Annotated in this window: 22 protein-coding genes; 12 read left to right on the top strand and 10 right to left on the bottom strand. The window is 63.7% G+C overall.

Annotated elements, in window-relative coordinates; translation table 11 throughout:
• Positions 1 to 65 precede the first annotated feature (65 nt).
• Together ettA and A0U93_RS05565 are read left to right on the top strand one after the other, a co-directional pair.
• Entirely contained in the window at positions 66 to 1745 is a 1680-nt protein-coding gene (gene ettA / locus A0U93_RS05570) for an energy-dependent translational throttle protein EttA (protein WP_077806468.1), read from the top strand.
• 17 nt (positions 1746 to 1762) lie between these two features.
• On the top strand, positions 1763 to 2290 hold the full coding sequence (locus tag A0U93_RS05565) for a GNAT family N-acetyltransferase (protein WP_077806467.1): 528 nt from the start codon (positions 1763 to 1765) through the stop codon (positions 2288 to 2290).
• Positions 2291 to 2464: 174 nt separating this feature from the next.
• Here A0U93_RS05565 and A0U93_RS16760 read toward each other — a convergent pair whose 3' ends face one another.
• Genes A0U93_RS16760 through A0U93_RS05550 form a run of 3 tightly spaced genes read right to left on the bottom strand, consistent with a single transcriptional unit; the run spans position 2465 to position 4093 of the window.
• Complete coding sequence (locus A0U93_RS16760; RefSeq protein WP_077808357.1) at positions 2465 to 2629, bottom strand: phosphotransferase-like protein; 165 nt, start codon at positions 2627 to 2629, stop codon at positions 2465 to 2467.
• The gene (locus tag A0U93_RS05555) at positions 2626 to 3246 is read right to left on the bottom strand and encodes an MlaC/ttg2D family ABC transporter substrate-binding protein (RefSeq protein WP_077806466.1); all 621 of its coding nucleotides are present in this window, start codon (positions 3244 to 3246) and stop codon (positions 2626 to 2628) included. Before A0U93_RS05555 ends, A0U93_RS16760 begins: the two co-directional genes overlap by 4 nt.
• Before the next feature lie 13 nt (positions 3247 to 3259).
• Positions 3260 to 4093 carry an MlaA family lipoprotein gene (locus A0U93_RS05550; RefSeq protein WP_077808356.1) on the bottom strand — a complete coding sequence of 278 codons (834 nt, stop codon included), beginning with the start codon at positions 4091 to 4093 and terminating at the stop codon, positions 3260 to 3262.
• Between the two features lie 352 nt (positions 4094 to 4445).
• Between A0U93_RS05550 and A0U93_RS05545 the strand changes: the two genes are divergently transcribed.
• Together A0U93_RS05545 and A0U93_RS05540 are read left to right on the top strand one after the other, a co-directional pair.
• Positions 4446 to 5612, top strand: coding sequence for an aldose epimerase family protein (locus A0U93_RS05545; RefSeq protein WP_147151152.1), 1167 nt, complete (start codon positions 4446 to 4448; stop codon positions 5610 to 5612).
• Between the two features lie 89 nt (positions 5613 to 5701).
• A complete protein-coding gene (locus A0U93_RS05540) occupies positions 5702 to 6955 on the top strand; it encodes an MFS transporter (RefSeq protein ID WP_077806464.1) in 1254 nt (417 codons plus the stop codon).
• A 6-nt stretch (positions 6956 to 6961) separates the two neighbouring features.
• Here the strand turns inward: A0U93_RS05540 and A0U93_RS05535 are convergent, their stop codons facing one another.
• On the bottom strand, positions 6962 to 7789 hold the full coding sequence (locus A0U93_RS05535; protein ID WP_077806463.1) for a TerB family tellurite resistance protein: 828 nt from the start codon (positions 7787 to 7789) through the stop codon (positions 6962 to 6964).
• Positions 7790 to 8047: 258 nt separating this feature from the next.
• On the opposite strand from A0U93_RS05535, the gene A0U93_RS05530 reads away from it, so the two are divergent.
• Positions 8048 to 9022, top strand: coding sequence for an MIP/aquaporin family protein (locus A0U93_RS05530; protein WP_245825166.1), 975 nt, complete (start codon positions 8048 to 8050; stop codon positions 9020 to 9022).
• Positions 9023 to 9034: 12 nt separating this feature from the next.
• On the opposite strand, the gene A0U93_RS05525 is transcribed toward A0U93_RS05530, so the two are convergent.
• Positions 9035 to 10264, bottom strand: coding sequence for an MFS transporter (locus A0U93_RS05525; protein ID WP_077806461.1), 1230 nt, complete (start codon positions 10262 to 10264; stop codon positions 9035 to 9037).
• A 20-nt stretch (positions 10265 to 10284) separates the two neighbouring features.
• Between A0U93_RS05525 and tsaE the strand changes: the two genes are divergently transcribed.
• The 3 genes from tsaE to addA are packed head-to-tail and all read left to right on the top strand — an operon-like array spanning position 10285 to position 17329.
• Positions 10285 to 10824, top strand: coding sequence for a tRNA (adenosine(37)-N6)-threonylcarbamoyltransferase complex ATPase subunit type 1 TsaE (tsaE, locus tag A0U93_RS05520; RefSeq protein ID WP_408887672.1), 540 nt, complete (start codon positions 10285 to 10287; stop codon positions 10822 to 10824).
• Positions 10821 to 13784, top strand: a complete 2964-nt coding sequence (addB, locus tag A0U93_RS05515) for a double-strand break repair protein AddB (RefSeq protein WP_077806460.1) — start codon at positions 10821 to 10823, stop codon at positions 13782 to 13784. Before tsaE ends, addB begins: the two co-directional genes overlap by 4 nt.
• A complete protein-coding gene (gene addA / locus A0U93_RS05510) occupies positions 13781 to 17329 on the top strand; it encodes a double-strand break repair helicase AddA (RefSeq protein WP_077806459.1) in 3549 nt (1182 codons plus the stop codon). Before addB ends, addA begins: the two co-directional genes overlap by 4 nt.
• Positions 17330 to 17391: 62 nt before the next feature.
• Here the strand turns inward: addA and A0U93_RS16375 are convergent, their stop codons facing one another.
• Positions 17392 to 17814, bottom strand: a complete 423-nt coding sequence (locus tag A0U93_RS16375) for a hypothetical protein (RefSeq protein WP_077806458.1) — start codon at positions 17812 to 17814, stop codon at positions 17392 to 17394.
• Positions 17811 to 18704, bottom strand: coding sequence for a VOC family protein (locus A0U93_RS05500; protein ID WP_245825119.1), 894 nt, complete (start codon positions 18702 to 18704; stop codon positions 17811 to 17813). Before A0U93_RS05500 ends, A0U93_RS16375 begins: the two co-directional genes overlap by 4 nt.
• Positions 18705 to 18918: 214 nt before the next feature.
• Here A0U93_RS05500 and trxA point away from each other — a divergent pair, with 214 nt between their 5' ends.
• Together trxA and A0U93_RS05490 are read left to right on the top strand one after the other, a co-directional pair.
• A complete protein-coding gene (trxA, locus tag A0U93_RS05495) occupies positions 18919 to 19245 on the top strand; it encodes a thioredoxin TrxA (RefSeq protein WP_077808353.1) in 327 nt (108 codons plus the stop codon).
• A gap of 88 nt (positions 19246 to 19333) precedes the next feature.
• Positions 19334 to 20407 (top strand): phytanoyl-CoA dioxygenase family protein, encoded by a 1074-nt coding sequence (locus tag A0U93_RS05490; protein ID WP_245825117.1) that lies wholly within the window; start codon positions 19334 to 19336, stop codon positions 20405 to 20407.
• A 156-nt stretch (positions 20408 to 20563) separates the two neighbouring features.
• Here A0U93_RS05490 and A0U93_RS05485 read toward each other — a convergent pair whose 3' ends face one another.
• From A0U93_RS05485 to A0U93_RS05475, 3 genes are all read right to left on the bottom strand, one after another.
• Positions 20564 to 21121: a recombinase family protein gene (locus A0U93_RS05485; protein WP_077806457.1), complete on the bottom strand. Its 558-nt coding sequence runs from the start codon at positions 21119 to 21121 to the stop codon at positions 20564 to 20566.
• A gap of 162 nt (positions 21122 to 21283) precedes the next feature.
• Positions 21284 to 21958 carry a M23 family metallopeptidase gene (locus tag A0U93_RS05480; protein ID WP_077806456.1) on the bottom strand — a complete coding sequence of 225 codons (675 nt, stop codon included), beginning with the start codon at positions 21956 to 21958 and terminating at the stop codon, positions 21284 to 21286.
• Positions 21959 to 22228: 270 nt separating this feature from the next.
• Positions 22229 to 22816 carry a recombinase family protein gene (locus A0U93_RS05475; RefSeq protein ID WP_245825116.1) on the bottom strand — a complete coding sequence of 196 codons (588 nt, stop codon included), beginning with the start codon at positions 22814 to 22816 and terminating at the stop codon, positions 22229 to 22231.
• Between the two features lie 89 nt (positions 22817 to 22905).
• Here A0U93_RS05475 and A0U93_RS05470 point away from each other — a divergent pair, with 89 nt between their 5' ends.
• Both A0U93_RS05470 and A0U93_RS05465 read left to right on the top strand, forming a co-directional pair.
• Entirely contained in the window at positions 22906 to 23616 is a 711-nt protein-coding gene (locus A0U93_RS05470; RefSeq protein ID WP_211274050.1) for a hypothetical protein, read from the top strand.
• 61 nt (positions 23617 to 23677) lie between these two features.
• Positions 23678 to 24070, top strand: coding sequence for a hypothetical protein (locus tag A0U93_RS05465; RefSeq protein ID WP_147151148.1), 393 nt, complete (start codon positions 23678 to 23680; stop codon positions 24068 to 24070).
• Position 24071: the final 1 nt, after the last annotated feature.

Below are 24071 nucleotides of genomic sequence, written 5' to 3'. Positions count from 1 at the left end.
GGTCCAACGCTTGGCGTTAGGCGCGCATACTGCGCATTGATCCCAGATTTCTCAGGAGTCCTCTCATGGCCGCCTATCAGTATGTCTATGTCATGAAGGACCTGACCAAGGCCTATCCGGGCGGTCGAGAGGTCTTCAAGGGCATTACCCTCTCCTTCCTGCCGGGTGTGAAGATCGGCGTGCTGGGCGTTAACGGCGCCGGTAAGTCGACGCTGCTCAAGATCATGGCGGGCATCGAAAAGGAATTTGGTGGCGAGGCCTGGGCCGCCGAAGGGGCGCGGATCGGCTATCTGGAGCAGGAGCCGAAGCTCGACGAGAGCCTGACGGTCGGCGAGAACGTCGCGCAGGGTTTCGGCGAACTGAAGCGCGCGGTCGATCGGTTCAACGAGATCTCGATGAAATTCGCCGAGCCAATGTCCGACGATGAGATGAATGACCTGCTGGCCGAACAGGCCGAACTGCAGGAGAAGATCGACGCGGGCGACGGTTGGGAGCTGGATCGCAAGCTCGACATCGCGCTCGATGCCCTGCGTTGCCCGCCGGCCGACAGTCCGGTCACGAAGCTCTCCGGTGGTGAGCGCCGCCGGGTGGCGCTGTGCCGTCTGCTGCTGGAGAAGCCTGACCTTCTGTTGCTTGACGAGCCGACCAACCATCTCGACGCTGAAAGTGTGGCCTGGCTGGAAAAGACGCTGCGCGACTATCAGGGCACGGTCATGGTCATCACCCATGATCGCTACTTCCTGGACAACGTCACCAACTGGATTCTGGAAATCGAACGTGGCCGTGGGTATCCGTTCGAAGGAAACTACTCGTCCTGGCTGACGCAGAAGCGCAAGCGGCTGGCTCAGGAGGAGAAGGAGGAGAGTTCACGTCAGCGGGCGCTGGCGGCTGAGCAGGAGTGGATCGCTTCCTCGCCGAAGGCGCGCCAAGCCAAGAGCAAGGCGCGTATCTCCAAGTATGAGGAGATGCTGGCCGCGAGCGGCGAGCGCGTGAGCGGCACGGCGGATATCGTGATTACACCCGGTCCGCGTCTTGGTGGCACTGTCATCGAGGCCGAGGATCTGCGCAAGGGTTTCGGCAATCGCCTGCTGATCGACGATCTGAGCTTCAAGTTGCCGCCGGGTGGCATCGTCGGCGTGATCGGGCCGAACGGTGCGGGCAAGTCCACGCTGTTCAAGATGATCACGGGCGACGACAAGCCGGATTCCGGCGAACTGAAGATCGGCGATACGGTCAAGCTCGGTTATGTCGATCAGTCCCGCAATTCGCTGGCTGACGACAAGACAGTCTGGGAGGAGATTTCCGGCGGCACGGATGTGATCTATCTCGGCAAGCGCGCCGTGCCGTCTCGCGCCTATGTCGGGGCCTTCAACTTCAAGGGGCCGGACCAGCAGAAGCGCGTCGGCGTGCTGTCGGGTGGTGAGCGCAACCGCGTGCATCTGGCGAAGATGCTCAAGCAGGACAGCAACGTCATCCTGCTTGACGAACCGACCAACGATCTGGATGTCGATACGCTGCGCGCGCTGGAAGATGCGCTGGCGGAATTTGCCGGTTGCGCCGTGATTATCACCCATGATCGCTGGTTCCTCGATCGTCTGGCGACCCATATCCTCGCGTTCGAAGGCGATAGCCATGTCGAATGGTTCGAGGGCAACTTCCAGGACTACGAGGCGGACAAGCGCCGGCGTCTTGGCCCGGATGCGACGGAGCCCGCGCGCATCAAGTATCGCCCGCTGGCGCGCTAACCGCGCCATAGCACCTCATGGCGCTCGGCCGCCAAATCCAGACGCCTCGGCTACTGCTTGAGGCGGTCAACTGGCGTGACATGGAGGACATGGCGCGCCTGAAGGCTGATGCTGGTGCTTTCGGCAAGATGTTGGGCGGCGTGCGTTCGCGTGCGCAGGCCGAAGAAGAAATGGCGGACGATCTCTCGTTCTGGGCGAGACGAGGCGTGGGCATTTTCTCCATTCGTGAAAACGATGTGTTCCTGGGCATGACGGGCGTGCATGAACGGCCGGATGGACGCGGCCTTGGCCTGCGCTTTGCGCTCAGGCCTGTGGCTTCCGGTCGTGGCATTGCGCGCGAGGCAGCGGGAGCGGCCCTTCGCTTCGTGCTGGATGCGGGAGAGCCCCGTGTGGTTGCCGTTTCCCGCGAGGATAATATGGGCTCACGTATCGTGCTGGGCAGTATCGGCATGCATCATGCCGATACGTTCGAGCGCGATGGCTATACGATGCTGGTCTATGAAATCGTGCGGCCTGATATGGTTACAGGTCGAAAGATGCTTTGATCGCTGTCGCGATCTCATCTGCTGTTCGCGATGTCGTATCGACGACGAGATTGGACACTCTTCTGCGTCATCGGGATCGGAATGACGTCGTCGACGATAATGTCGTTGTCTTGAGAGGCCATGGCCGCAATAGCGCAACGCATGCCGCGTAGCAGGCGCTTCATGAGCGGACCGCTATGAATGTCGATGACGGGATGGCCGTTCTGGCGGCAGCATATCGATGAAATCGTCCATTGCGATATGAAGCATGGAGCGCGACGCAATCCGTTGAAGGGACCGCGTCGCAGAGGTCTTTCCGACGCTGCCGGCGCCGTTGAGGACGACGGCGCGTGGCGTCAGTGGTGGTGGTCGAGCTGGCGCTGCAAGGCGTTGTTCAGCGTATCGACGTTGCCGCCATTGCGCGCGAGGTAGGAGCTGTAGTCCTGACGCTGTGTCAGGCGCAGGCTGGCGCCTTCGCCGATCATATCGACGACCTTGGGGCCGTTGCTCTGCACGACCAGCAACTGCATATCGGCCGTCGGCTGGCCGGGGCGGCTGATCTGGGCGCTCACGAGTTCGCCGGTCGGGGCCTGCGAGGTGCCGGTGACCCGGAAGCTGACGCCCTGATAATCGCCGATCTTGTCGGTGATCGCGTTGACCAGCACGTGATCGAACAATGTCAGGTAACGTTGCTGCTGCTCGGGCGACGCCGTGCGCCAGTAACGGCCCAGGCAGAACTTGCCGATGGCCGCGGCATCCAGATTTTCCTGCAGCAGGGGCAGGACTTCCTGCTTCTTCTTGTCCAGCGATGCGCTGCTGTTGACGATGGCAACGAGCTTGCCGCCGAAGGACGAGACGAAGTCGCTGGCCTGATCCGCGCGGGCCGAGCCGGTAACGCCAAGGCCGAGGGACATGGCTGCTGCTGTCGCCAGGCCCAGAACGCGCCGGCGTGTGACGGAGGTGAGGGAGGTCAGCATGTCGGGAAGGTCCTTAGTTGTACCAGTCCGGCACGGTCGCCCGGTGGTCGTTGCGAAGCGCCTCGACCTGGCTTGCACGGTTCTGCTGCCAGGCGCTGCGGATAAACGAATACGGATCGAGAGAATCACGCTCGATATTGTCGATATTATCGATGTTGCTGGCAAAACCATCCAGCGTGCCGGCGATGTTATAAGCCCAGTTGAACGTAAGCAATCCATAGCCACGGGGTACGTAGTTGATCGGCGACAGGCCCTGCGCGATCGCGTAGCCGCCGGCATCGCGGAACGTGCTCGGACCCAGGCCCGGGAGGAACAAATACGGGCCGCTTGAGACGCCCCATGTCGCCAGGGTCATGCCCGGGTCGCCGTCATGGTGGGGATAACCCACTTTCGTGGCTACATCGATGAATCCGCCGAGGCCGGCCGTCATGTTGATGACATAGCGCATGAAGTCGTCGCCGGCGCGGCGGGGTTTGCCCGCACCGACATCGCTGAAGAAGACCGTCGGCATATACCAGGTCTGCGACAGGTTATCGATCGAGTCGCGTGCGAACTTCGGCACGACATAGGCCCATGCCTTGCCGATGGGGCGCAGCGCGTGGTGATAGGCCCACATCTGAAGATCGTACATCTTGCGATTAACGGGCTCGTAGGGGTCGTTGGCTTCCTTGTAGTCCGCCAGCGCCTCGGGGTCTTTCGGCGGTGGATTGCGCCAGCTGGCACAGGCGCTGAGCGATACACTCGCGACGAGGCCGAGCGAGATGCGGCTCCATAAGCTTCGTCGCGCTGTTTTCGTCTGGCGCCCAGAGGCGTGCCGAGAACCGAGTTCACAGAACCATGCGTGCATCGCTGTCCCCAAATCGCCCCGTCGTGCCGCCAAGGCGGACGCACGTTGCGACATCGTCATTTCGCCGCGGGTTGCCCATCGCGCCAAAAACAAAATTCACAAATCGACGCCTCCCGGCAAAGCCGGTTCGCGCCGTCAATCGTCTCATTATCTACCATGACATACGTCCGGCGCCAGACCGGTGCGAACGTTCATAGCCGAGCTTAACGGGTCGAGGGCGGTACAGATCGGTCATTCCGTTACAGATCGTGCTTGTAAACTGTGGTTTTTCCAACCACTGTGGCGGCAAATCAACAGTGCAGGACTTTGCCGACCCATGCCCTCAGGATCCTTCCGGAAACGTCCGGTCCCGATGTTTTTTCGCACGCAAGCCCGTCGCCTGGGTGGAATCGCCATCGCCGCGGCAATCGTCAGCGGCACCATGGCGAGCGCCGAGGCCGCGCCCCATGTTGCCGTGCAGCCATGGGGTTCGACCCCGGATGGACAGAACGTGCAACTGGTGACGATGACCAATGACCACGGCGTGGTCGTGCGTTTCATTACCTATGGCGGGATCATCCAGTCCGTCGAAACGCCTGATCGCAGTGGCCACGTGCAGGACATCGTTCTCGGCTTTGGCGATCTGAAGGGCTACACCGTCGACTCCGCGAAGGGTGGTCTGTTCTTCGGGGCCATGATCGGGCGCTATGCCAACCGCCTGGCTGGCGGCAATTTCACGGTGGACGGCAAATCCTACCATGTGGCGGTGACGGCCCCGCCGAACGCGCTGCATGGCGGCAAGCAGGGCTTCGACAAGAAGGTGTGGAAGCTTTCCGGCGTACGCTCGGGCGCGCATGATGCCACGGCGACGCTGACGCTCGTGTCGCCGGATGGCGATCAGGGCTTTCCCGGCACGTTGACGACGCGTGTGACCTACGCGCTCAACGATAACGATGCGCTGTCGCTACATTATCATGCGACGACGGATGCGCCGACGGTGCTGAATCTCACCAATCACAGCTACTGGAATCTCAACGGCGAGGGCTCGGGTTCGATCGCCGAGGAGATCCTGCAGATCAACGCCGATCACTACACGCCGACGGATTCGACCTCCATTCCCACGGGCGAGATCGCGCCGGTCGCGGGAACGCCACTCGACTTCACGAAGCCGACGATGATTAACGACAGGCTGCGCAGCAATTTCCCCCAGATGATGTATGCGCGTGGCTACGATCAGAACTGGGTGCTGAACGGCCCGTCCGGCGGCAAGCCGCGCCCGGCGGCGCATATCTACGATCCCCGTTCGGGTCGCTCGATGGATATCAGCACCTCGCAACCGGGACTTCAGGTCTATACGGCGAATTCTCTTGACGGCGGCTATGCCGGTATTTCCGGTCGCGCCTATCGGCAGACCGATGCGATTGCCTTCGAGGCCGAGCATTACCCCGACAGCCCCAATCATCCCGCGTTCCCCACCACCGAGTTGAGGCCGGGGCAGAGCTTCGACTACACGACGGTTTTCGCGTTCTCCAACAGGTAAGGGCGATCCGCTCTCGGAACGTTGGCGCGCGCCCCTGCGTTGGACGACGATGGACCGGCTTGTCAGTCGGTCACGATCGAGAGAACTGTATGCCGTCTGAAGAACGTTCGCCTTCGACGTCGAGCCGTCGAGGGCTGGACTGGATCAACCTGCTTTCCGCCGACATCCAGAGTGGTGTCGGCCCGTATCTGACGATTTTCCTGACCGCCCAGGGATGGTCGGCCGGCTGGATGGGGACGGCACTGGCGGCCAGTGCCGGGGCAGCCGCCATCTGCCAGTTGCCGGCGGGCTGGCTTGTGGATCATACGCGGCACAAACGTGCATTAGTGATCGGGAGCGGCATTCTGATCGGCATGGCCTGTCTGGTGACGGCATTCTGGCCGACCTTCATGCCTGTCATTCTGGCGCAGGGTGCCCTGGGGGCGGCCTCCTCCGTTCTGGCGCCGTCCATTGCCGCGATCACCCTTGGGTTGGTCGGACCGCGCGCCATGGCGGGACGGACCAGCCGCAACGAGATGCTCAATCATACAGGATCGGTGCTGACGGCGATCGTCGCGGGTGTGTGCGGGCAGAAGCTCGGCCTGCGATGGATATTCTACATGACCTGCGTCGCGGCTGTGGGCAGTGCGCTGGCCAGTTCCGCGATCCGGCCGCAGGAGATCGATCATGACATGGCCAGCGGGGGCGAAGCGGGTGAGCGCCGCCTGCCGATGGGACAGCTTCTCACGCGACCGGCGATTTTGATGTTCCTTGGCGCTGTGCTGCTGTTCCAATGCGGCAACGGCGCGATGCTCTCGCTGGCAAGCCGCCAGTTGGCGGTGACACATCCCGGGACAGAGACGTGGCTTCTGACGGCATGTATTCTTGGTGCGCAGACGGCAATGGCACTGGTGGCCTGGGCGGTCGGTCGTGCCCTGGCGCAAGGTTGGGGCCGTAAGGCGGTGCTGATCGTGGCGTTGCTGGCAGTGCCGTTGCGTGGTGTGCTGTTTGCCTGGGCGACGGATGGCGAGATCAACGCCGCGACGATCATGGGGATTCAGACGCTGGACGGTCTGGCGACGGGGGCGTTGTCGGTCGTCAGCACGGTCATGGCCGCCGACCTGACGAGGGGAACGGGGCGCTTCAATATCACGCTGGCCTGCGTTGCGCTGACCATCGCGGGTGGCAGCGCACTCAGCAACCTCATCGGCGGGGCGACAATGCAGACTTTCGGTGCGCCGGTTGCCTTTCTGGCGCTGTCGGCGATCGCGATCCTCGGGCTGTTTTTTGCGCTTGGCATGCCGGAAACGCGGCCGGATGATGGCGATCAGGACAGCATGGACAGCGCGCGACAGGCGGCCTGATGCTCCTTAAAGACGTCGGTCGCGCTTGATGCGGTCCCAGGCCGCGTTGATCCGGGCGGCGCGATCCTGTGCCTTTGCCAGATCCTTTGGGTCCAGGTTCTTGCGGCCCAGAACGTCGGGGTGATGCTCGCGCACGAGCGCGCGCCAGCGGAGGCGGACTTCCTCGTCGGCGCTGTCGCGCGCGATGCCGAGTTCCAGATAGGCGTCGTTTTCGTTCGTGTCCGGTCGTGCGCGGCCCGTCTCGGCGCGGTCCCATGTGCCGGGCGGCAGGCCGAACGCACGATGGGTGCGTTTGAGGAAGTCCATTTCGCGCGGGTCGAGCGCGCCACCGGGCGGTACGTCGGCACGGGCGATGGTGAAAAGGGCGACGAGCAGGTCTTCCAGCGGCGCGCGGTCGTTCGCGAAGGCACGGCCGAGTTCGCGGCCATACATCTCGAAATCATCCGTCCGGTCACGCGCGCGATCGAAGAGCAGCCCGACCTCGCGCGCGTTATCCGGCGGAAATCGGAAGCATTGTTTAAAGGCGTCGATCTCGCGCCGGTTCACCGGGCCGTCGATCTTCGCGACCTTGGCGCAGAGCGCGACCAGACCGATGGCATAGAGCTGATCGTTCTTGCCCATGAACGACGAAACCTTGGCGGCCGCCATGAAGGCCGCGCCGTTGGGATCGGGGCGGCCGCGCGCATGCCAGTGGTCGTTCCAGCCGCCGGCTGGCGCGTCGAGCAGCGATCCGCGATCCGCCGCGTGCCCGAGTGCCGCGCCCATAAGCGCGCCGAACGGACCACCGACCGCGAAGCCCGCCACGCCGCCAAACATCTTGCCCCATACACCCATGGTTTCCTGAATAGCATTTGGCGCGGGTGCCAGCAAACGATCGGTTACGCACGCAGTCGTGAACGATGTGCCTGAAATCCAGTGCCTATATTCAAAACACAGAACATAATTAAGTAATTATTAACTCAAATAAATAATTGATCTGAAGGAGATAAGCGCGTGTCCGGACGGAGGGGCGTGAATAACGATCTTGAAGACGCTGATGATCGTCATCATCGTCATTTTCGTTTTCATCCGCCCCATGTCCGTCTTCCGCACATTCATTGGCCGCATTTCCACATCCACTTTCATGACCGGCCTTTGGCGGGTGCACCGCATCCTGATCGTCCCCTGCACTGGCGGCTTTATTTCTGCGAGGCGATCGCGACGGCGGTGTTGATGATCGTTGGGTTGAGTTGCGTCATCCTGTTAAGCGCGCCCGATACCTGGCTGGGACAGGCGATGGCGGAACTGCCGCATCTTCAGTCCGCACTTTGCGGTTTATGTTTCGGCCTTGCGGGAACGTTGGCGGCCATGACGCCGTTCGGTCGCGTCAGCGGGGCGCATCTCAATCCGTCGGTCACGCTGGCATTTATGTTGTCTCGCAAGATCGTCTGGGTGGATGCGCTGGGTTACGCGGTGGCGCAGATCGTCGGCGCCTTCGGGGGCACGTTCTTCGTTTACGGGCTGGGGCGTCTGTTCGCGCCTTGGCGGTTGCTGGCGCGAGACGCGCATTATGGGGCGACGCTCCCCTACACGGGACTTTCCGTGTTCTATGCCCTGGCGTCGGAGGCGTGTGTCACGGCGTTGCTCGTCGGCATGTTGTATTGGCTGGCGGCGCATCCGCGCTTCCGGCGGGTCACGCCGTGGATCGGTGGCCTGTTCTTCTTCCTCATGAACCCGTTGACGGCGTGGCTGTCAGGCAACAGCGTGAACTTTGCCCGCAGCCTGGCGCCAGCCCTGTTCGCCGGTGCCTGGCCGGGATTGTGGATTTATCTGGTCGGGCCGTTCATCGGCTCGTCGCTGGCGGTGCTGATCATACAATCGAACCTGCTGGGCAAGATTCATCTGCTGGAGGCTCGGCTGATCAATTTCGGCCATCATGGCCGGGTGCCGCATCTCGATGATCCGGATTTCAGGCATGCGGCTCCCGACCATTATCATGCCTATCGCAGCCATCTGGACGATATCATGGCGCAACGCGGACAGGCGGCGAACCCGATCGCCGGCGCGGCGGCCCCGGCGAAGGACTGACGCATCCGCCCATCAGCAGGCATGGAAGCGGCGGCGGGGCAGCAGGACGATGGACAGCACGCCCAGCAGGAGGATGGCTGCCGTCAGATAGAACACGCCGTGGAAGTTGCCCGTGGCCTGCAACAGATAGCCAGTCACGACCGGCGCGGCGATACCGGCGCCGTTGCTGAAGGTAAAGGAGAGGCCCGTGGTCGAGGCAACCAGATCCTCCTCCACGATCAGGTCGGAGAGTAATGCCATGTTCGCGCCGATGCCTGCCATGAGAAAGGCCATGGCGATGGCCAGCAATGCGATGACGCTTGGCAGGCTCTGGCAAAGTGGCAGGAAGCCCATGCTGGTCGCCATCAGGAAGTAGCTTCCCACGACCCAGCGGCGCGTGCCGTGCCGCAGGTCCTGCTGGCGCATCGCACGCTCGCCGAGGCGACCGAGCATCAGCCCCAGCGCGGCGGAGACGAGGTAGCAGATCGCCGTCCAGACGCCTGTTTCGAGCAGGCTCAGCTTCAGCACCTGTTTCAGGATGATCGGCAGCCAGGACATCAGCAGGAAGTTGGCATAGTTGGCGCAGCACTGGCCCACGACGATCCCCCAGAACGGCGCGGCGCCGAAAATGCGGCGTATGGACAGGATGCGTCGTGTCGTGCCGCCGGGGGCCGCGGCATCACGCGGGTATGCCCGCCACCAGATCCACGACCAGGCCAAACCGACACCGCCCAGTGCCAGGAAGGCCGCGCGCCATCCGATATGCGTAATCAGCCAGGCGCCGGCGACCGATCCGGCGGCCAGTCCGACAGGCAGGCCGCAGATCAGTGCCGTGAGCATGATGCCGCGTTCATGGTCGGGCGCCCAGGCGCGGGCGACCTTGTTGCCGAGGGGGAAGGTCGGCGCCTCGCCCGCGCCGAGCATGACGCGTGTGACCAGGAACAGCGGGAGCGTGGTCACCATGCCGCCGAGCATCATGGCGATCGACCAGAAGGCGACGGCCCAGGTGCCGACGCGCCGCGCGCCGAAACGGTCCAGCAGCATCGCGCCCGGCAGGTTGAGGATGAAGTAGGACCAGAGGAAGCTGGACAACACCCAGCCGATCTGGCTCGGCGACAGGGCGAAGACGCGGGCGATAACCGGCATCCCGACCGAAAGCGCGGCGCGGTCGGCATAGCAGATGACGCTCATCAGAACGGTGAGCGTGTAGATGACATAGCGGAAGCGAAGTGGCTGGGCTGGCAAAACGGGCAGATCTCGCATGGCGGAAGATACCGGCGATCATGCCGGGCGGGGCGGGTTCTGGCCAGTCTTTGATAACGGCGGCGTATCGACCGGTTGCATCCTTGCGCCGTGCGGCATTGCGCCGCACATTGGGCGACATGTCCGACATGACCATCGATCTGGCCGATCAAGCGGCGACGGAGGCCCTGGCCCGCCGCGTTGCGGCATGTGCGCGCATGGGTGACACGATTGCCCTGAGCGGCGAGATGGGGGTTGGTAAAAGCGTGTTCGCGCGCGCTTTCCTGCGCTATCTGAGCGACGACCCGATGCTGGAGGTGCCGAGCCCGACATTCTCGCTCGTGCAGATCTACGACACACCGAAAGGCGCGGTGGCGCATTTCGACCTGTGGCGTCTGGGTGGGCCGGACGACCTTCACGAGCTGGGCTGGGACGAGTTGCAGGGCGGCATCATGCTGGTGGAGTGGCCGGATCGGGCGGGAGACGAGTTGCCGGCCGACAGCCTGCGCATCACGCTGCGGCACGGTGTGTCGGACGCGGCGCGGGTCGCGCATATCGAGGGATGGGGCGGTCGTCCATGAAGATCGCGACGATACCGGGGGCGCGGCCTTTCCTCGAGGGTGTGGCGGAACGCTGGCTGGCGGGGCCGGGCGTGACCGGCGACGAGGCAGGGCTGATCCTGGTGCCCGGACGGCGCGCGGCGCGGGCCCTGATGGAGGCGTTTCTGCGCCGTCTGGACGGTCGTGCGGCGCTGTTACCGCGTATTGTTTCGATCGGCGACGTGGATGAGGACGATCTGGCAATCGCCGGGGATGCGACGCTGAGTCTGCCGCCGGCTGTCGATCCGGTCCGGCGCATGGCAGTTCTGGCGATGCTGGTGCTGAAGGCGGATGGGGCGTTCATCGCCGCGCCGACGATCGATCAGGCGTGGCCGCTGGCGCGTGCATTGGCGGAGTTGATGGACGATGCCGAGCGATCGGGCGTCGATCTGCGGGAGCGGTTGCCGCAGGCGGCGGAACCGCGTTTTGCGGCACACTGGCACCAGACGCTGACCTTTCTCGAGATCGTCACGCATGCCTGGCCGAACTGGCTGGATGAACAGGGAATGATGAACCCGGTGGCGCGGCAGGTGGCCTTGCACCGCGCGCAGGCGCAGGCCTGGCGGGCCCATCCGCCATCGGTGCCGCTGTGGGCCGTGGGTTTCGCGGACGGCATGGCGTCGGTCTGTGCGGTATTGCAGGCGGCGGCCAGCGCGCCGCAGGGACAGGTGGTGCTGCCGGGGGTCGATCTGTCCTTGTCCGATGCCGTCTGGGACAGTCTGCCGGACAGTCATCCGCAGGCAGGGTTGCGACGGTTGCTGCACGACCTGGAGGTGGATCGGGCGGCCCTCGACGTTTGGGAGACGGGCAGCGGAAAGGACGTACCGGCGGGACGTCCGGCGCTCGTTTCGCGTGCGATGTTGCCCGCCATGGGCCTGAGCGACTGGGGGCGGGAAAGGGCGCCGCTGGATCTGACCGGGCTCACGCGGCTGGATGCTACCGACCAGCAGCAGGAGGCCGCGGCTATTGCCATGATCCTGCGCGACGGCATCCGTGAGGCCGGACGGGAGGTCGCTCTCGTAACGCCGGATCGTGGTCTGGCGCGGCGCGTGGCGACGGAGTTGCTGCGTTACGGCGTGGTGGCCGATGACAGTGCGGGCGAGGCATTGGCCCTGACTCCGGCGGCGGTGTTCCTGCGGTTGCTGGCGGAGGCGGTGTCGAGCGATCTCGCGCCGGTGGCGCTGCTGGCGGTGCTGAAGCATCCGCTGGCGGCGCTGGGGCTGACGCCGGGTGATTGCCGGGCGAGCGCGCGGCGGCTGGAGCGGCTGGTGCTGCGCGGTCCGGCTCCCCCGCCGGGGATCGAGGGGTTGCGGGCGGCGCTACGCGATGATGAGGCGATCGACGCGGCAAGTGCCGATCGCCCGGATCTGCCGGAGGCGGTCGATTCGTTTCTCGATCGCCTGGCGGCGGCGTTGCGGCCTTGTCCCGGCAGGCGGACCGCGCCGTTGCCCGACCTGCTGATCGGTCTTGTGCAGGCAGCCGAAGCTTTGGCGACGACCGACACGCAGCCGGGTGCCGAGCGGCTGTGGCTGGGCGCGGAGGGCCATGCGCTGTCACGCCAGATCGCGGCGCTGATCGCGCATACCGATCTTTTGCCGCCGCAGTCTTTCGATCAGTTGCCCGCCTTCCTGCTTTCCGCCATGGCCGGGCAGATGGTGTTTGGGCAGCGCGTCCTGCAGGGGCGTGACGGCGAGGCCTTGCATCCGCGCGTCTCGATCCTCGGTGTTCTGGAAGCGCGTCTGCAATTCGCGGATCTGGTGGTTCTGGGCGGGTTGAACGAGGGCATCTGGCCGCCCGCGACCGATCCGGGACCCTGGCTGAGCCGACCGATGCGCACGCGCACCGGCTTGCCGTCGCCGGAGCGGTTGATCGGTGTGGCGGCGCATGATTTCTCGACGGCGATGCTCTCCGCCCCGCAGGTCGTGCTGTCCAGCCCGGCACGGCGCGACGGCGCACCGGCCGTGCCGGCGCGATGGCTGGTGCGGATCGATGCGCTGCTTGGCGGGCGCGGCCAGCGGTTGCCGGTTCATCCGGCCTTGTCGTGGCATGCGCGGCTGGATCAGCCCGATGGTCCTGCGCGGCCTGTCTCCGCGCCCGAGCCGCGCCCACCCGTCGCACGGCGGCCGCGCCGCCTGTCCGTGACGGAGATCGAGACCTGGCTGCGCGATCCTTATGCGATCTATGCCAGACATATCCTCAAACTTCGGGCGTTGCCCGCGCTGGAAGAGGCCGCCGACCGGTCGGATATCGGGGTGATTATCCACGCCGGGCTGGATGGCTGGCTGAAATCCGATCGGCGGGACGAGGCCGCGCTGGCGGCGAGCCTTCATCATGCACTGGATGCGCGGCATCTTCGTCCGGCGCTGGAGGCGTGGTGGCGCCCCCGTCTGTCGCGCATCGCCCAGTGGGTGACGGAGCGGGAGGCCACGCGCGCGCGGCCGGTGCGGATCGAAACGGAGGCCAAGGGTGCCTTGACGATGGAACTGCCGACGGGCGCGTTTCGCCTTTCCGCGCGGGCGGACCGTATCGAACTGGATGCCGAAGGGGCGGCCACGATCATCGATTACAAGACCGGCACGCTGCCGGCGCAGAAGGATGTCGAGACCGGGTGGAGCTCCCAGCTCGTGCTGGAGGCGGCAATGCTGCGCGAAGGTGCTTTCGCGCAGCTGGACCCGGCGGAAACGGCGCAGTTGCTCTACTGGCGGTTGACCGGCGATCGCGACAGGGGTGAGGAACTGTCCGTGCCGAAGGACCCGGCCATGCTGTCCGATCTGGTCGAGCAGGCGATCGTGCGCCTGCGGGGGCGGGTGGCGCAGTTCGATCGGCCCGAGACGCCGTATCGGTCCCATCCGCATCCGTCGCAGGCGCCGCGTTATACGGATTACGCGTTGCTGGCGCGCGTGCCGGAATGGAGCGTCGCGCGTGAGGAGGGCGGAGAATGAGTAAATCCTCGGCACTCGTCTCGGCCAACAGGACGCAGAACATTGCCTCCGATCCGCTGGCGTCGGCCTTCGTTTCCGCTTCGGCGGGGAGCGGCAAGACGAAGCTGCTGATCGACCGCCTGCTGCGCCTGATGCTGCCGGTCGAGGGCGTGCATCCTGAGACCGGTGCGCCGATCCTGTTGCCGGGCACCGAGCCCGGGCGCATCCAGTGCCTGACCTTCACCAAGGCGGCGGCGGCGGAGATGGCCAACCGCCTGCAGTCGCGGCTCGGGTCCTGGGTGTCGCTGCCGGATGTGGAACTGGATCGCGAACTGTCGGCGCTCGATGTGCCGACCGTGCCGGAGACGCGTCAGGCGGCGCGCGCCCTGTTCGTGCGCGTGCTCGATCTGCCGGGCGGGATGAAGATCGGCACGATCCATGCGTTTTGCCAGTCGCTCCTGCGGCGTTTTCCGCTTGAGGCGGCGGTCAATCCGCATTTCACGTTGCTGGAGGACACCGATGCCAATCTGGCGCTGAGCGACGCCATCGAGCGCACGCTGGGCGCGGCAGAACATGATGCGGCATTGCGGTCGTGTCTCGATCTGCTGGCGGGGCAGGTCGGGCTGGATGAGTATTTGCAGCGTGTGCGGGCCTTGCGTGACAAGGCGGGGAAACTGGGCCCGGCGTTCCGGCTTTGGGAGACGCATCCCGCGCGGGTGCGGCGCATCTATGCCGCACTGCTCGATGCCGGGGATGAGGACGAGGTGGCACTGATCGCGCGCCTGCGGGAGCCGCCCGAGGCGGACCTTCTGCGCGATGTCCTGCGTGAATCGCTGGAGAGCGGTTCGGACGCCAACAAGGCGCGAGCGGCGGCGATGCTCGACTGGCTGGCTCAGCCGCCCGCGACGCGGCGCGTCGATGCCTGGCGAGATGCCATGCTGACCAAGGAAGGCAAGCTGCGGGCGACCGGTGCGTTCTTTCCGGCGCGTATCGTCAAGGGGCGGCCGGAACTGTTCGCGCCGATCGAGCGTGAGGCCGAACGTGTGCAGGCGATCGGCGCGGGCATCGCGGCGCAACGTCTGCTGGCGCTCAATCTGGCGCTGTTCGCCCTCGCCGCGCCGACGCTGACGGGTTATGCGCGCGACAAGACCGCGCGGGGACTGGTGGATTACGACGACCTGATTGCCGCGACGCGCGACCTGCTGCGCGAGCCGGGCGCGGCGTGGGTGCTCTACAAGCTCGATGGTGGCATCGATCATCTGCTGCTGGATGAGGTGCAGGATACGTCCGGCACGCAATGGGAGATCGCCGGTGCCCTGACGGCTGAATTCTTCGCCGGCGAGGGTGCGCGCGAGGATGAGGGGCGACCGCGCACCGTCTTCGCGGTCGGGGACTTCAAGCAGTCGATCTATGCGTTTCAGGGAGCCGACCCGCAGGGTTTTCACGAATGGCGTGAGCGTTTCGCGGCGATGGTGACCGCCGGGGCGCAGCAATGGCGCGATCCGGGGCTGAATGTGTCTTTCCGATCGGTCCGACCGGTCCTGCAACTGGTCGACGCCGTCTTTTCGCGGGAAGATGCCGCGCGGGGACTGCGGGAGCCGGGCTCGAACGAGCCATTGCCGCATCACGTTTCCGCCCGCGCCGAACAGGGCGGCCGGGTCGAGCTTTGGCCACTGGTGCCGCGCGGCGAGAAGGGCGAGGCGATCGACCCGTGGGATGCGCCGAGCGGCAATACCGGGCAGAGCAGCCCGCCGCAATTGCTGGCCGATGAACTGGCACGCTGGATCGCGGCCCAGATCGGCAAGCCGCCGCAGCCGGGACAGCCGCCGTTGCGCGCCGGAGACGTTCTCGTGCTGGTGCCGAGACGGTCGCCGTTTCTGCGGGCATTGATCCGTGCCCTGAAGGGGCAGGGCGTCGAGGTGGCGACGCTGGTGCGTGTCGAACTGACGAACCAGCTGGCGGTGCAGGATCTCGTGGCGTTGTGCGAGGCATTGCTGCTGCCGCAGGACGATCTGACGCTTGCGGCTGTCCTGACGTCCCCGCTGGGCGATCTGTCCGACAATTCGTTGATGGCGTTGGCCATGGATCGTGGTGACAGGCCGCTATGGACCGAACTGCGCGAGCGCCATGCCGAACGGCCGGACTGGACGGCGGCGTGGAACATGCTCTCCGGCCTGCAGCGACGTATCGACTTCGCCACGCCGTACCAGTTGCTTGCCGATGCGCTGGGCCAGCGTGGCGGGCGGGCGCGGCTGTTGCGGCGCCTCGGGCCGGAGGCGGCGGAACCGACCGACGATCTGCTGGCGGCGGCGCTGCGGTATGAGGCGCTGCATCCGCCGTCCATGCAGGGATTCCTCCATTGGCTGCGCGCCAGCGAGACCACCGTGAAACGGGAGCCGGAAGCGACGGCGGATGCCGTGCGGATCATGACCGTGCATGGCGCGAAGGGATTGCAGGCGCGTCTCGTCGTGCTGCCGGACATGACGGGTGGCGCGCGGCAGGATACGCGGTTGCTCTGGGCTGGGCGCGATGGGGTTGAATGGCCGATCTGGGCGCCCGGTCGAGGGCTGACCTGCGCTTTGACGGAGAAACTGGCGTCGGCGGAAGCAGCGGCGGCGCAGGCGGAGCGTAATCGCCTGCTGTACGTCGCATTGACGCGCGCCAGTGACTGGCTGGTGATTTGCGGATGGGAAAGCGGCAAGACGATGCCGGCCGACTCCTGGTATGCGCTGTGTCAGGCTGGTTTCGGCGGGTTGAACGCGCTCAGCACACCATTTGAGGGAGGATGGGATGGAGAGCGGCTGGTGCTGGAGGAGACCTGCCGCGTTCCACAACGGCAGGCGGCGTTATCGGCCGTGCCGGATGTCGCGCCGATGCCATCCGAGTTCGGCCATGCACCCGGCTGGCGTTCGGTGCCGCCAGTGCCGGAGGGAGCCTTGACGCGCCCCCTGGCGCCGAGCCGGCCCGATGGCGTGCAGTTCGGCGCAACGCCGCCTGCGCGGTCGCCGCTGGAGTGGGTGCAGGGTTCGGTGGGGCAGCGCGAGCGGGCCTTGCGGCGTGGCACGCTGGTGCATCGGCTGTTGCAGTTTTTGCCGGACCAGCCGCCGGCGGCGCGTGCGGCAATCGCGCTGGACTGGCTCAACCGGCCCGGTCGGGGCCAGCCTCCCGACGAAGCGGTGCGGCTGACCGACCAGATCATGGAGGTACTGGCGCATCCGGTGCTCGCGCCACTGTTCCTGCCGGGAAGTCTGGCGGAACAGGCTGTGACCGGCATTGCGGGCGGCGCAGTGATTGTCGGGCAGGTTGATCGCCTGCGCGTATCGGACGATGCCGTCTATATCTGCGATTACAAAACCAGCCAGCGCCCGCCGGTCGAGGGGCAGGCGCTGCCGGCGGCGTATCTGCGCCAGATGGCGGCCTATGCGGCGCTTTTGCGGCAGATCTATCCCGGGCGTGTGATCCGGGCCAGTCTCGTCTGGACGGAGGGGCCGCGCGTCAGTGTCCTGACCGAAGCGCAGCTGCGGGATTATGCTCCCGACGCACGGGCCGTTGCCTCGTCCCCCTGACGGTTCAAGGGGCGAGGCAAGCGGATAATTGCGTCGCGTCAGACCTCTGCGGGGGCGTTTGCCTAGTGATGACCACCGCCCATATGTCCGCCCATGTGACCTCCACCCATCGGGCCACCCATATGTCCACCCATTGGACCGCCCGGCCCATGCGGACCGCCGAACCCGCCATGGGGGCCGCCCGGGCCCGGGCCGTGCGGGCCACCCCAGGGTCCACCACCGTGCCAGTGTGGTCCGCCGCCCGGTCCACCGTGCCAGCGCGGGCCGACGGCATATCCCGGACCCCAGCTGCCGCCTCTCCAGCCCGGACCCCAGCCACCGCCGCCCCAGCCGCCGCCATAGCCGGTGTAATAGGTGCCGCCGTAGTAGTCCCCGCCGCCGTAATCGTCGTAGCCGACGCAGCCGGCAAGGAGAGCGAGCGTCGCGCCAAGGCAGGTCAGCCGTGCCAACCGACGCCACGGATGCGATGGTTGCAGGCGGCTCATTTCGCTTCTCCCATAGGGGTTTCACTGGGATATTCCATGATGCCGAAAACGGCGCCCGCCGGGTCGGCCAATATGGCAACCATAATTCCGTCGCGATCCACGTGCGGTTGCACGACGACGCGGCCACCCAGCGACGCGACCTGTTCCGCCGTGGCGCCGACACCCGCGACGCGGACGAAGCGTACCCAGCGGGCGGTCGCCGTGGTGGGGAAGCTGGCGGGGAACATGTTCAGCGATCCGCGCGCGTTGCCTTGCGAACTGATGAGGACGTGCCCGGATGCCAGCGTCTCCGTCTGGTATCCGAACAGTTTGCCGTAGAAGTCCTGCGCCTTGGCGGGATCGCTCGTGAGTAGCGCGCTCCAGCACCAGTTGCCGATCGCATCGGCGGCATCAGGTGGATCGCCGCCGGTTGCCCTGAGGGCGAGGAAGATCGCGCCGTCCGGGTCGGACAGGACGGTTTCCCGCCCATAGCCGGGGATGTCGCGGGGCCTGAACAGGATTTTGCCCCCGAGCGTCGACCCCTGACGCGCGGTGGCGTCTGCGTCTGGCGTGGCGACGATCGGCAGCCATGACGGGCGTTGGTCGGGATTGGTGAACGGGTGTTCGACGATGATGCCGACTGCCTTGCCCTGATTCAGTATCTGCGCCACGCGACCGTGCCGCACGGGTATGTCCTGAAATGTCCAGCCAAGGAGCGCGCCGTAGAATTTCTCGGTGCTGGCAAGGTCGGGCGTGACCAGTTGCGCCGAGACGATCTTGCCGGGCGCGGAGATGTGGCTGGCGGGAGATACGAGCGGCGGGAAGGTCTGGGACTGCGCGTAGGCGGGAAAGAAAGCCGTGGCGCAGGCCGTTGCGATGAAAAAAAGATGGCGTCTGACGGAGCCGGGCACGTTTTCTCTCCCTATGGCGGCTTCATGGGGCAAGGAACGGATTGCCGGGCGGGCCCGTCGTTCCGGGGATGTGGACGCTGAACGCCTGCCCAAGTGTTTTGTTCCGGCAACCATCGGCGAAGAGGGTACCTTGAACCCGGACCGCAGGCGAATGATATGGGATGTTCATGTCCCGGCATTCCGGCAGGAAGCAGGGTTTTTCAAGGAGTGCGATATGAGCGCGAATACGGTTGCCGTCACGGATGGAAGTTTCGAGACCGAGGTTCTTCAGGCCGAAGAGGCGGTTCTGGTCGATTTCTGGGCCGAGTGGTGCGGTCCCTGCAAGATGATCGCGCCCGCGCTGGAGGAAATCGGCGGCGAGTACAAGGGCAAGCTGAAGGTCGCGAAGATCAATATCGACGACAATCCGGAAGCGCCGACGCGTTTTGGCGTGCGCAGCATCCCGACGCTGATCGTCTTCAAGGGCGGCAAGCAGGTGGCGCAGAAAACCGGCGCCCTGCCGAAGAGCCAGCTCAAGGCGTGGGTCGACGCCTCGATCTGACAGTATCTGACGTTGGGGTCGCCTTGCGAAGGCGGCCTCAACTTGGGCACGAGACCGGTGCGAACGATTTGCCGGAGAGGCCCGGCCGATGACATTCGATTTTCCGCCGATTGGACAATTGATGCGTTCGGTACAACGTAACGCGTTGTATCCCTTATGGGCAGCGCAGTTGCTGACCGGCTATAAATCCTTCCGCGACAATCCGATTATTGGCAGTCCCGCCCTCAATGCGCGTGGGTTGCATGTATATCGCCAGCGGCTGGCGCACTGGCTCGCGGCATCGCGGCGGCGTGGGCTGGCGCGTGGCCTGTCACCCGATCAGGTCGCGGAATTCGAGCGCAATGGCTTCGTACTGGTGCGCGATGTCCGGCCACCCCATGAATTCAGCCGATTGCTTGACGAGGTGAAGCGTTATCGTGGCCCGGCGCGGGAGATGACGCAGGGCGATACCATCACGCGCCGTATGGCGCTCGATCCGGCGACGCTCGATCGTCTTCCGGCCGTGCGCCGCTTCCTGCGGCTGCCGACGTGGCGGCGTCTTCTCCGGTTCGTCGGCAGTCAGCGTGCCGAGCCGATCTGTTATATCCAGTCGATCCTCTCCGGCGCGATCGCCGGTGCGGATGCCGATCCGCAGACGGACCTGCATGCCGATACGTTTCATCCGACGGTCAAGGCATGGTACACTTTGACAGACGTTGCGGCGGATGGCGGGCCATTCACCTATGTGCCTGGATCGCACCGGCTGACAGCGCGGCGTCAGTCCTGGGAGAAGCGCATGAGCGAGACGGCGGCGACGGCGCCGAACCGGTTGACCGGGCGTGGTTCGTTCCGTGTGCTTGAAGCCGAACTGTTGGAAATGGGCTATCCGCCGCCTCAGGCACTGGCCCTGCCGGCAAACTGTCTGATTGTTGCCGATACGGGCGGATTCCATGCGCGCGGGTTCAGCGCGCAGCCCGGCGTGCGGGTGGAGATCTGGGCGTATGGCCGGCGCAATCCGTTTTTCAGCCTTCCCTTCGATATCTGGCGTATTCCGGCGCTTGGCGAACGGCGTGCATCGATTGCGTGGCGCATTGGTGACTGGCTGGCAAAAAAGGGTCTGAAGGGGCAGGTGTGGAAGCCGCGTGAGAACGTCTCGGCGTTCGATGCGATGCCGCGAGGGTAGTGGTTGGGTCGGTAGCTTTATGTCGCCGTTGGTGCGAGCTGCGGGACTCGAACAAGAACCGTCCCGGAGTAACGCACTTAAGGTGTTGAAAACAAATACTTTTATGGCGATACGTTTCGGGAGATTGTAGAAGACCTTTGTAAGTTAGTCTACCTTTTATCTAGGCGTGGCAATCCTCTGTATCGTTCTGAGGCCGACCCCATACTCCTTGGCCAGAGATGTCCCGGTCTCATTGCCATAGCGTTTGCGAATAGTCTCTTTCGCCTGCCTACTGAGCTTGGGCTTCCTGCCCATTTTTACCCCATTAGCGATGGCACGCCTGCGACCTGACTGTGTTCTGTCGATAATCAGGGCACGCTCGAACTCAGCGAAAGACGCGAGGAGGTTCATGGTCAGGCTACCCATCATATCATCGCGTATCGAGCCGACCCCATGAATGGTGATGGCGATGCCCTGTTGCCTAAGGTTCTGGATGACAGTCAGGATGTCGAGCGTGGACCTTCCGAGCCTGTCAAGCTTCATCACGACCAACTCGTCCCCGCTCTGAATCCTCTTCAGAAGCTTCCCAAACTGAGGTCTGTCATCTGATCTGATGACACCTGAAATCTTTTCCTTGAAGATATTCACTTTTGGAACGTCAAGAGCCATTAGGGCGTCTTCTTGTTCCTTCAAATCCTGTCCTACTGTGGACACTCTGCAATATCCATATTTCATGCCAATTTCCCCCTGTAATTCTAGCGGGGATTTATGGCGGTGCTTTTCTGGCTGATTTCTGCGGAAATAATAAACCGCCATATTTCCCAATCTATGGCGGTATTATACCAAAAAGATAGTAAGTTTTTTGGATTATTATAATCAATATCGTGCGGAAAATATTTATTCGTTCTCAAATATCTTCTGTTCCGCTCGCTGGTCCCATCGTATCTGTAACGGCGTAACGCCACGGTATGCGCCAACGTGAATGTGCGGTGCTCTCGCAAAGCCGTTATTCCCATCAAGAGCTACAATCTGGCCTGCGGTCACGTGGTCACCAATTTTGACACGAATATCAGTGACATGCGCATACACGACGATAACATCGTCGGACCGTTTGAAAACGATAAAACTGGGTAAAGTAGGTTGCAAATGCCCCGGCGTATTCGTCACGGGATTTCTGTAAATCCCAACAACCTCACCGTTCATTGGGGAGAGCACGGGAGCGTGCCACCCGTACCAGTCGGGATTGTGTTTTCCATCAGATTTAAAAAGCCGAAAATAACCTGAGTCCTTGTCTGCAAAGCCTCCTAGAATCAAACAGTCCGTGCCGAGCGCGTCTCCTAGTTCTGTTACCTCGCCCTCTGGATGATCTACACAAGTGAAGCGTCGATTGAACAAAGGAGAGACAACAACTGATTCTATTGCCGCTCCAGGGGCGACGACAGCCTTTCCGAACAAGTTTGGCGCACCAGGAAACTTGGGGAAGGGAACTGCGACTGCGGGTTGAGTGGCGGTTATGAACAGACCCGTTATGTAAATTGGGAACGACAGCCATAAGCGACCTGAGAATCTCATTTCTTCATTACCTTCGTGAGGATCTTTCGATGGCACATTGTCAATGTGCTTACGCCGCGCTCCGTGGAGTAGTCCCCCTTTGTTGTCAGTAAGGACGAGTCAGGGTTGCGATAGCAAGATTTTGTAACGGCAGGAGTATGGTATCAAGCTTAAAAAAAGTCAGAATGATTTTGCTATCGTCCCAAAAACACCTGTTTTGGAAATAGGTGAAATCTGCATGGCTAGGATTCCTGTCCTGCAATTCTGATACGGGGATTGCGGGACAGGATGTCAGGAGTTCATCGCCCGCCAGGCGGTCATCTTCGACACGTGTAGGAGCTTGCCTACCTCGCGGGCGGACAGCCCCTGCGCCTTGAGCCGACGCGCCTGAGCGATGGCGTCGTCGGGGAGGGCTGGTTTCCGGCCGAGACGCGTGCCTTTGGCCTTGGCGGTTTCCAGCCCCGACAGCACGCGCTCGCGGATGATGTTGCGTTCGAATTCCGCGAACCCCGCCAGCAGGAGTAGGAACAACCGGCCACCAGCGCCCGATGTGTCGATGCCCAGATTGAGGATGCGCACGGATATTCCGCGCTTTTTGAGCAGGTCGATAAGGGTCAGCACATCGAGTGCGTTGCGTCCCAGGCGGTCGAGCTTGACCACGGTCAGGCTGTCCCCGGCCTGTAATCGCCTGACCAGCTTCCGGAGTTCGGGGCGCGATTTCCAGGCGGTCGCCCCCGAGATGGTTTCGGTCACGATGCCGCCCTCCGGCACTCCCTCGCGCGTGAGGTCGGTGACCTGATTGTCGGTCTGTTGTCGTGTGGTGCTTACCCTCGCATAGCCATATCTGCCCATATCCCTTGTCCTGTCATTGCGGGACATCTTTCCGATACCCGGTCCGGGTCTTCGGATGTCCTCTGACAATCATAACAAAAACAGGTGTTTACGGGATAACCTGGAGGCAGGCGTCGATGCGCCCGGGGAATGACCTTCTCGTTCGCGAGGAATTGAGGGGTGTGTTTTTCCCCTGTTCTTCGGGGAGTTCGCGTCCGGGCATGGATATCGAGGTGTTGGGCAAGACCATGTGGCTTCACGGAATCCGGGGCACGGTTCGCGGACTGAACCAGTGGACGCAGACCACGACGCAGACGACCAGCGGCAGTGCGGTGCATACCGGGGGCGGGCACTATGTCATCAATGCCCCGCAAGTGAACACGAACACCACCCGGCACCAGACCTTCTGGGTCGTGGCCCCTTCCGGACGCGAGCATCAGGTCAGCGGAAATTACCCGCTTCGTGACGGACATGAAGTGTCCGTTGTCTGGGGCGGGCTGAAAGGCGCGTCTGCAAGCGGGCACTTCATCTGCCAGAACCTCACGACCGGCAATGGCTGGAAGAGCACGGCGGGACTGCCTGGCACCATCAGTCTACACGGCATGCGTAAGCTGACCCTTCAATATGTCCTGCTCATCATCCTTTGCCTAACAATCGGGGGCATATCCGGTTCAGTCAATCATTCGTCGAAGCTGTCAGCCTACGCGACGGCCGGATTCGATGTGCTTATCGTCGCCGGATTTTTCCATCTGCTGGTGCTTATCCAGCGCAATCGGCAGACCGCCCTGGCCACCATCGAACGGGCCGTCCGCGACAATCCGGCGTTCACGCAGTCGCTGTCCGCCTGACGGCCTCAAGGGGTCATCACAGGCGTGGTCCCTCTTTTTTCCACACAGCACAGGATATCCCATGAACATCATCAGGCTTGCCTTGGCAGGCGTCATGCTCACCGCCATGACGGCGTGTTCCTCAGCAGGCAATTCGTCCATGAAGAACGTGACGGTGGCGGACATTGACCGCAACGTCCGCGACGGTGTGACCACCTCGGCACAGGTGCGTCAGCTCTATGGCGAGCCGGCCGCGACCTCCTATGACAACGGCAATGAGGTCTGGAACTACGAGTTCGTCTCCGACCGGCCGGATGGCCTGTCCATGGCGCAGGACGCGGTGGGACTGGGCTTCCTCGGCACGAAGGACAGCATGAGAAGCAACGCGCTTGAGCTGACGTTCCGTAACGGTATTGTCGTTCATCACAGCTTCACCACCAAGAACATCGGTTCCGGCAGTGGGCTGAGGCGGTGAC

Source organism: Neoasaia chiangmaiensis (assembly GCF_002005465.1).
Classification (GTDB): domain Bacteria; phylum Pseudomonadota; class Alphaproteobacteria; order Acetobacterales; family Acetobacteraceae; genus Neoasaia; species Neoasaia chiangmaiensis.
The sequence above is the reverse complement of the archived record's forward strand: the minus strand, read 5'-3'. Positions and strand labels throughout refer to the sequence as shown.